The organism is Fodinibius sp. (assembly GCF_041642155.1).
In the GTDB taxonomy this organism is placed as follows: Bacteria; Bacteroidota; Rhodothermia; order Balneolales; family Balneolaceae; genus Fodinibius.
The window spans coordinates 1-7,997 of sequence record NZ_JBEPWZ010000127.1; the positions used below are offsets into that span (position 1 = coordinate 1).

The following is a 7,997-nucleotide window of genomic DNA, read 5'->3' on the forward strand; positions in this document are numbered from 1 at the left end:
ATTTGACGTCGTTTCAGGGGTACTATTTTGGGCGTTCCCGTCGTGCCGGAGGTATGAAAATAACCAAAAAGTTGCCCGGGCCGGATATTTTTTTTGTGTTTCTCTACCCATTCTTCGGGAGTAAAATTGGGACTTAATGTCCGGGAGAGGGCGAAACGGTCAATGTCTACAGTGGTATAGGGTGTGTCGGAGGTACTCTCATCATCACCCTCATTAATAAAGAGCCCGATCTCCAGCTGTTGAAAAAGAAGATCCCGCTCTTTTTCGGGGAGTTCAGGGCTAATGGGGACAAAAGGAATACCAAGTCTCCAGCACGAAGCGATGAGAAAGACCAGCTCGTCGGAACTGGAGGTCCGCAGGGCCAGCGGCTTGTTGAAATCATAGTTCATTTCCGTGAGATAGCGCAGAAAAACATGTTCGAACTGCCTCAGGTCGTCATAGATATAGCTGTTGACAGATGATTCCAGAAACAGATCAATAGGCAATGGATCGTTAAATGTAGGTGTTTTGATATCTGTATTCATTCACTGTTTATGATGGTTATTGCTGAGAGTTATGATCCCTGTTTCTCATTCTCACAAGACCCTGCTCACGACCCCATCTCCAAATGAGAAATGCGGGTTAATTGTTTTTTATCAACACGGCCTGGATCAAGCTCCTTTGAATGGATAACACCGGAGACAACCTCAGGCTGATTGGCTGTGACATCCCGGTCCAGCAGGAAGCCGGTGTTCAATCCGTGAGCGTAATCCGCGGAACCCATTCCCGATGCCAGAACAGCCGTTAGGGTCCGCCCGATACTGCTCTCCAGGGCGGAGGTGAAAATCAGGCTGCAATTAAATTGCAGGGCCTTCTGACGGATGGCAAAGAGTCTGGAAAAACTTCCGATCACCATCGGCTTGATGATGAGAACGGAGCAATAGCGCAACAGGGATTCCCACTGTTCATTTTTATTAATCGATTCGTCCAATGCAAGAGGAACGGTCGTATTTCTATCCAGTTCATCCCATTTCTCAGGAGTGGGATGGCTGAGCGGTTCCTCGCAATATTCGATATCCAATGCTTCAATACTGCTTAAATTAGTGATCGCCTCATCTGTTGTCCATGCGCGGTTGGCATCCAGACGGATGCGAAGGTCGGAAAACCGGCCCCGGATTCGCCGCAGCATGTTCTGTTCGCAGGGCCAGTCGATCCCCACTTTGCACTTGAGGGTCCGGAACCCGCGGGATCGTAGCTTTTGAGCGGTTGATACCGGGTCATCGGGGCAGGCCAGGGACAGGAGTCCGTTGACGGCTATGACAGGGGCGGGATCTTTAAATAAAAAGGAGATCAGTGATTGCCGCGCTTTTTGAGCCGCAACCTGGTAGGCCAGGCCGTCCAGCGCAAACTGAAGGGCCGGGAGGGTTGTTTCCGCCAGGAAATGGGCCTGGAGCTCCTGAATAGGATGATCGGAGCCTAGTAATGTTGACCAGTCTTCGAGATGGGTTTTAATTTGCGTTGTAACATCCTCCAGGGTTTCAGAAGAGAAACCGGGCAGGGGGGCTGCTTCTCCGTAGCATGGTCCGCCGGGACCGGATACAGCAAATATAACCCCTTCCCGCTGAGCGTAAACGTAGTTACTGCTTTCAAGCGGCTTTTTGAATGGAAGTTGATATGTATAACAATCTATCTTCATACCATGTCAAGTAATATACCGGCGCTGAAAAGAACGCCGTAAAGGGTCATGAACTGGGCCGTCTGTTCCAGTGTTTTATTGAATTTGCGCTTTTCTTCTTCCGTCCAAATGTTATAAACCAGCAGGCCGGCCATGGGAAGCGTCATAAATGGAAGAAACACAGGCATACCATATTCGAGCTGAACGTAAAAATGAGGTGGAATAGCCAGCGCCAGCATCATCATTAAGAGGTATTCCCATTTAAGCACGTTCTCGCCAAAGAGTACCCCCAGGGTGTTTTTACCGGCAGGACCGTCTTGTTCAATATCGCGCAAATTATTGACTACTAAAATATTGGTCGATAACGCCCCGACAGCAAGAGAAGCCCAGAAAGAATCAGCACTCCATTGCAGGGCATTAACATAATAGGTTCCCATGACGGCTACAATCCCGAAAAAGATAAATACGAAGAGGTCACCGAGGCCATTATATCCCAGTGGAAAGGGACCCCCTGTATAGAGGATGCCGCACACCAGGGATGCCACTCCAATCCAGAAGATCACCCAGCCCGCGTGCCACACGAGGTATAGTCCCAATACAAACGCCAGTCCCATCGCGATGATCGTAGCATTGCGCATGGCGCGTACCGAAACCAGTCCCCCGGCTGTTGCCCGTTCGAAGCCGATACGTTCGTCGGTATCAGCTCCCTTTTGAAAATCAAAATAGTCGTTTGCGAAGTTCGTGCCTATTTGAATGAGAAAGGCACAAAGCAGTGCAACGAGAGAGGCCAACCAGTCGAACGTGTGATGATAAACAGCAATCGTTGCCCCAACACAGACCGGTACGAAAGCCGCGGCCAGGGTCTGGGGACGCGCAGCATCAATCCAGATGCCAGGGTTAAATTCTTTTGCCATGAAAAAAATGAATAGTTGAAAAACGCTACGGCTGAATTATAGGAATAAATTAGTCACTTAAAAAAACAAGCTGAAATTTTATTTTAATAAATAAAGTTAATCAGGAAGCTCCTTGAAAGAGAAAAATACTAAATAAATAATATTTTAATTATAACACACCTTTTATTATTACGCTATTTACAATAAATTTTTAAAAAATTTTGCAATAACATTTTCTTCATGTATTTTACGGGCAGTTTATAATTCGGACCTAAAACAATATTTCGAAAACAATGACAAAAGGAATTCGACGATACGATACGCTGGCAGCTGCCCGTAATTGGTTACCCAAACCCAACGGTGAGCAAACAGAATCGATGAACATTACCGAAATTTTTGGCGAGAACACTCTTCAGTTGGAAGAGCTTAAGGAGCGCTTGCCAAAAGAAATCTGGGGAAACCTCGAAAAAACCGTTGAGGAAGGGGAAGAACTAAATTCAAAAGTTGCAAATGCCGTCGCTGTTGCAATGAAAGATTGGGCCACCGAAAAAGGAGCTACTCATTTTACCCATTGGTTTCAACCATTGACAGGTTTTACAGCTGAGAAACATGACAGTTTCATTACGCCCAATGAGGGGGGAGGGGCCATTGCTGAATTCTCTGGCAAAGAGTTAATACAGGGCGAGCCCGATGCCTCAAGTTTTCCTCACGGGGGAATCCGGCAAACATTTGAGGCTCGCGGATATACGGCCTGGGATCCGACATCTCCCGCTTTTATCATGGAAAACCAGAATGGATCGTACCTCTGCATCCCGACAGCTTTTGCATCATGGACAGGAGAAGCATTGGATCACAAAACACCGCTCCTCCGTTCCAATGATGCCCTTGACAAGCAGGCCAAACGGGCTCTTAAGTTGTTTGATGTGGATACAAAACGTGTTGGCTCTACGGTGGGTTGTGAACAGGAGTATTTTCTGGTCGACCAGGAATTTTATTATCGTCGTCCCGATTTTATGACGTCGGGACGTACCCTTGTTGGCGCCAAACCGCCAAGAGGGCAGGAATTAGATGATCATTACTTTGGATCCATACCAGAGCGCGTTCTTTCGTTTATGCTCGAAGCCGAGAAAGAGCTTTATAAGCTTGGTATTCCGGTAAAGACACGGCACAATGAAGTAGCTCCCAGCCAATATGAAATAGCTCCTATTTTTGAGAACTCCAATATTGCAGCAGATCATCAACAACTGATGATGATTACTTTAAAACGGGTAGCACGCAAATATGGATTCGAATGCCTTCTTCATGAAAAGCCGTATGACGGCTTGAATGGCAGTGGAAAGCACCTGAATTGGTCAATGAGCACCAGCGATGGTATGAATTTGCTCGAGCCGGGAGACAATCCACACGACAATATGCAGTTTCTCTTTTTCTTTACAGCCATTTTAAAAGCTGTTTATGAAAATCAGGATCTCATGCGTATCAGTATCGCTCATGCCGCTAATGACCATCGGCTGGGAGCGAATGAAGCACCGCCGGCTATTATATCGGCATATATAGGAGATCGGCTGGAAGATGTGGTCAAACAACTGCTGAATGGTGATCTTAAAGAGTCAAAGCAAAGTGGATTGCTGGGACTTGGGACCAGGGTACTCCCCTCGATTCCGAGGCACGCCGGTGACCGCAACCGTACTTCTCCTTTCGCTTTTACTGGTAATAAGTTTGAATTCCGCGCTGTAGGATCCAGCCAGTCAATTTCCTTTCCGACCGTGGTATTAAATACGATTGTAGCAGATGCCCTCGATGAGATGTGCACTCAGTTGGAAACGAAGGTAGAGGATAACGATTCTTTTGAGAAAGCTCTTGCTTCTGTATTATCCGAGACGCTGAATGCCTCCAAAGATATCATCTTTAACGGAGATGGCTATTCAGATGCATGGTCTGAAGAGGCAGAGAAACGCGGACTGCTGAATCTGCCTACCACTATGGATGCTCTTCCGCTGTTATCCGATGATAAAAACATTGAGCTGTTCGAAAAGCATAAGGTGCTGAATAAGCGTGAAATTTATTCGCGACAAGAAATATGGACGGAACAGTATCTCACTACGATTAATATTGAGTCAGATACTACGGAGGCTATCGCAAAGACAATGGTCTACCCGGCAGCTGTACGTTATATGAATGAGCTGGCCGAAAGTGTCGAACGTATTGACCGGCTGAATCTTGATAATAGCGGGTCAGATGCGATGCTGCGTAAGGTCAATGGCGGTATTAATGATCTTGATCAGGCTCTCGGAGAACTGCGTGAAGCAGTATTGGCAGGAGAGGATAAACCCCTGGAAGAGAAAGCCATTCATGTAAAAGATCACGTAATACCCGTAATGACAAAGATTCGGGATTCGGTTGATTTCCTCGAGCGTTACGTCGCCGATGATTACTGGCCGCTGCCCATCTATCGTGAGATGCTTTTTGTTAAGTAACCGCAGGGGAGGATTGAATTCATCTGGCTAAACTCTAAACTCTAAAATCGAAAGTCCCGGGTTGTTTAACTGGCCCGGGATTTTTTTATGGATATCCTCGGTTGTATATATGCCATTCTTTGAAAAATCTAAAGGGATGATACAGGTGCTACTCGTCATAAGGCATGCCGTATTTTTGTGTTTTGATGGCCGAACTATGGTGTCTTGATGACTGAAAAAGAAGTAAAGGAAATAACGCCACGCTTCTCATCATTCCCTTTTCGAATGGACCCTGGATCTGCGCCCGAAAATATCGGAACGATTCCAATATCGATACAGTTCGATTTGATCATTAGGAACCGTATATTCCGATGAAAGAAAATGGCAATAAATATGATTATTTTTTGAATTACCAACCGAATACGCAAATATCTATTTTTCCGCCTGCCGTTAAACATCTTTTGATTGTCAACGGACTTTGTTTTGTCGCATTGAATACCCCCGTGATCGGGCAGGCTCTTTTTCAATATGGTGCGCTTTGGCCTCTTGAATCGGGACGTTTTGAGATATGGCAGTTTATAAGCTACATGTTTCTGCATGCGGGCTTTGGACATATCTTTTTTAATTTATTTGCGCTCTGGATGTTTGGGCAGGCTATTGAAAATTATTGGGGCACCCGACGGTTTACTATTTACTATTTTTTAACGGGTATTGGTGCTGCCCTGCTGCATATGGTGGTGGGACCCGGGGGCGTGCCGACATTAGGTGCGTCCGGGGCCGTTTACGGTATTCTCCTGGCATTCGGGATGATGTTTCCCGATCGGCCTATTATGTTGCTGTTTCCGCCGATACCGATAAAAGCGAAATACTTTGTGGCCGGCTTCGGGGCTATCGAACTTATAAGCGGCCTGACAAGATCCAACTCGGGGGTAGCTCACTTTGCTCACCTGGGAGGGATGCTTGTGGGTTTTTTCCTAATAAAATACTGGGGATTGAGAGGGGAGAAATCTCAATATTAATACCAGTTTTTTGTTAATTTAACCCTTCTACATCTTCCGACGAAAGTAATGAAGAGCATGCACAACAACGAATCATTCAGCAGTTCCTTTAAACGTGGTTACCAGGCCTTGCCGATGGCGATTCGTACGCTTATTACGCTCAATGTAGCGGTATTTATTTTCCAGGTCGTGCTGGGCATTATCAGTAGCACGTATAGCAATGCGCTGGTCCAGGCCTTTGCCTTTTACCCGGAATGGCAGACTGCTTTATTCCAGCCGTGGCGAATGGTCACCTATATGTTTCTGCACGGGGGAGCGTTTCATCTTATTTTCAATATGCTTTGGCTCTGGTGGATGGGCCGTGCGGTGGAGGAGCATCTGGGTCCCCGCACCTTTACGGTCATCTATATGGGGGCCGGTATCGGAGGAGCACTGCTGGATATTCTCTTCGCTCAAATTATGGGTTTTAACTTCGTCATCGGGGCCTCGGGCGCTGTTTATGGCATCATGGTAGCGTTTGCGATGCTGTATCCGACTATGCCGATCATGCTTCTGCTGCTGCCGCCTATACAGGCGCGCTATGTGGTAGCCGGACTTATTGCGCTGGATGTGCTGCTGCTGGGCTCGCAAGACGGTACGGCCCGTATTGTGCATCTTGGTGGAGCCGGAATCGGCTATTTGCTGATGCGGGCGCAAACGAGGGGTTCAGATTTAAGTAAATGGATTTTACCGATTGAACAGTTTTGGTATCGCTTAAAAGGGTCCTACCAGCAGCCGAAATCCGAGCCTAAAAATAAGAATATGTACACGGTGTCGGACGTTGAAATAGTAGACGAAACGGAAGAGCAGGCCGAACTTGACCAGATCCTGGAGAAAATTTCTGAAAAAGGTTATGACGGGCTGACTCAAGAGGAAAAACAGAAGTTGTTTGAGCTCAGTAGGAAGAACTGATCGTTTTTTGGAATGTTACATTTAAGATTTGAATGGGTACTATTCCTGAATAAAAGGCCATAATCCTGTTTATGTGAATTTGAAATTCAACGTTCAACATTCAAAATTTATAATTTGCAAGGTATGTCTCATATAAAACGTCGCAAGTCGATACAGGTCATGGTGGGCGATGTGCCCGTAGGCGGTGGTGCACCGGTGGTGGTCCAGTCTATGACCAACACCGATACGGCCGACATAGATGCCACAGCGGAGCAGATTAAATATCTGCACCGGTCCGGCTCTGAAATCGTACGGATCACCGTGAACAATAAAGAGGCCGCCCGGGCGGTCCCCCGTATTAAACAACAATTGCTGGAAGATGATGTTAGAGTTCCGATTGTAGGCGATTTCCACTATAACGGACATAAACTGCTCGTGGAATATCCCGAAGCAGCGAAAGCCCTGTCCAAATTCCGGATAAATCCCGGTAACACCGGAACCAAAACGAGGGATGAAAATTTCTGTACGATTGTAGAACAGGCCATAGAATACAATAAGCCAGTGCGTATCGGGGTCAACTGGGGGTCGCTCGACCAGCAGCTATTGGCAAAAAAAATGGATGCCAACAGTCAGCTCGCAAAGCCGAAATCATCCAAGCAGGTAATGCTGGACACGATGGTCGAAAGTGCGAGGCGGTCGGCTGATTTGGCAGAAAGTGTGGGATTAGCTTCCAACAAAATCATTATCAGCTGTAAGATGTCGCATGTACAGGATGTGGTACACGTATATGAGCGTATTGCCGAGCTGCTGGACTATCCGCTGCATGTGGGACTCACCGAGGCCGGCATGGGCGTGAAGGGAATCGTGGCCAGCTCGGCCGCCCTGTCCGTTCTGCTGCAACAGGGGATAGGTGATACCATCCGCGTTTCCCTGACGCCTAAACCCGGCGGCGACCGGGCTGAAGAAGTTCGGGTATGTCAACAGGTGTTGCAATCCCTGGGCATTCGCAGCTTTGTTCCCCAGGTGACCGCCTGTCCGGGGTGCGGGCGGACGAACAGCACCTACT

At 47.3% G+C, this 7,997-nt stretch carries 7 protein-coding genes; 4 read left to right on the forward strand and 3 right to left on the reverse strand.

What is annotated here, in order from left to right; all coding sequences use genetic code 11:
- The 3 genes from ACESLU_RS08695 to ACESLU_RS08705 all read right to left on the reverse strand — a co-directional run.
- The coding region (locus tag ACESLU_RS08695; RefSeq protein ID WP_372637982.1) for an AMP-binding protein at positions 1–524 on the reverse strand (524 nt) is incomplete at its 3' end.
- Between the two features lie 65 nt (positions 525–589).
- Complete coding sequence (gene menC / locus ACESLU_RS08700) at positions 590–1,675, reverse strand: o-succinylbenzoate synthase (RefSeq protein ID WP_372637984.1); 1,086 nt, start codon at positions 1,673–1,675, stop codon at positions 590–592.
- Positions 1,672–2,568: a 1,4-dihydroxy-2-naphthoate polyprenyltransferase gene (locus ACESLU_RS08705; protein WP_372637987.1), complete on the reverse strand. Its 897-nt coding sequence runs from the start codon at positions 2,566–2,568 to the stop codon at positions 1,672–1,674. Before ACESLU_RS08705 ends, menC begins: the two co-directional genes overlap by 4 nt.
- A 272-nt stretch (positions 2,569–2,840) precedes the next feature.
- On the opposite strand from ACESLU_RS08705, the gene ACESLU_RS08710 reads away from it, so the two are divergent.
- The 4 genes from ACESLU_RS08710 to ispG all read left to right on the forward strand — a co-directional run.
- Positions 2,841–5,024, forward strand: coding sequence for a glutamine synthetase III (locus ACESLU_RS08710; protein WP_372637990.1), 2,184 nt, complete (start codon positions 2,841–2,843; stop codon positions 5,022–5,024).
- Between the two features lie 383 nt (positions 5,025–5,407).
- Positions 5,408–6,022 (forward strand): rhomboid family intramembrane serine protease, encoded by a 615-nt coding sequence (locus tag ACESLU_RS08715; protein WP_372637992.1) that lies wholly within the window; start codon positions 5,408–5,410, stop codon positions 6,020–6,022.
- Between the two features lie 57 nt (positions 6,023–6,079).
- On the forward strand, positions 6,080–6,952 hold the full coding sequence (locus tag ACESLU_RS08720) for a rhomboid family intramembrane serine protease (RefSeq protein WP_372637997.1): 873 nt from the start codon (positions 6,080–6,082) through the stop codon (positions 6,950–6,952).
- Positions 6,953–7,075: 123 nt separating this feature from the next.
- Positions 7,076–7,997, forward strand: a 922-nt coding sequence (ispG, locus tag ACESLU_RS08725; protein WP_372638000.1) for a flavodoxin-dependent (E)-4-hydroxy-3-methylbut-2-enyl-diphosphate synthase, incomplete at its 3' end; no start/stop codon positions are given.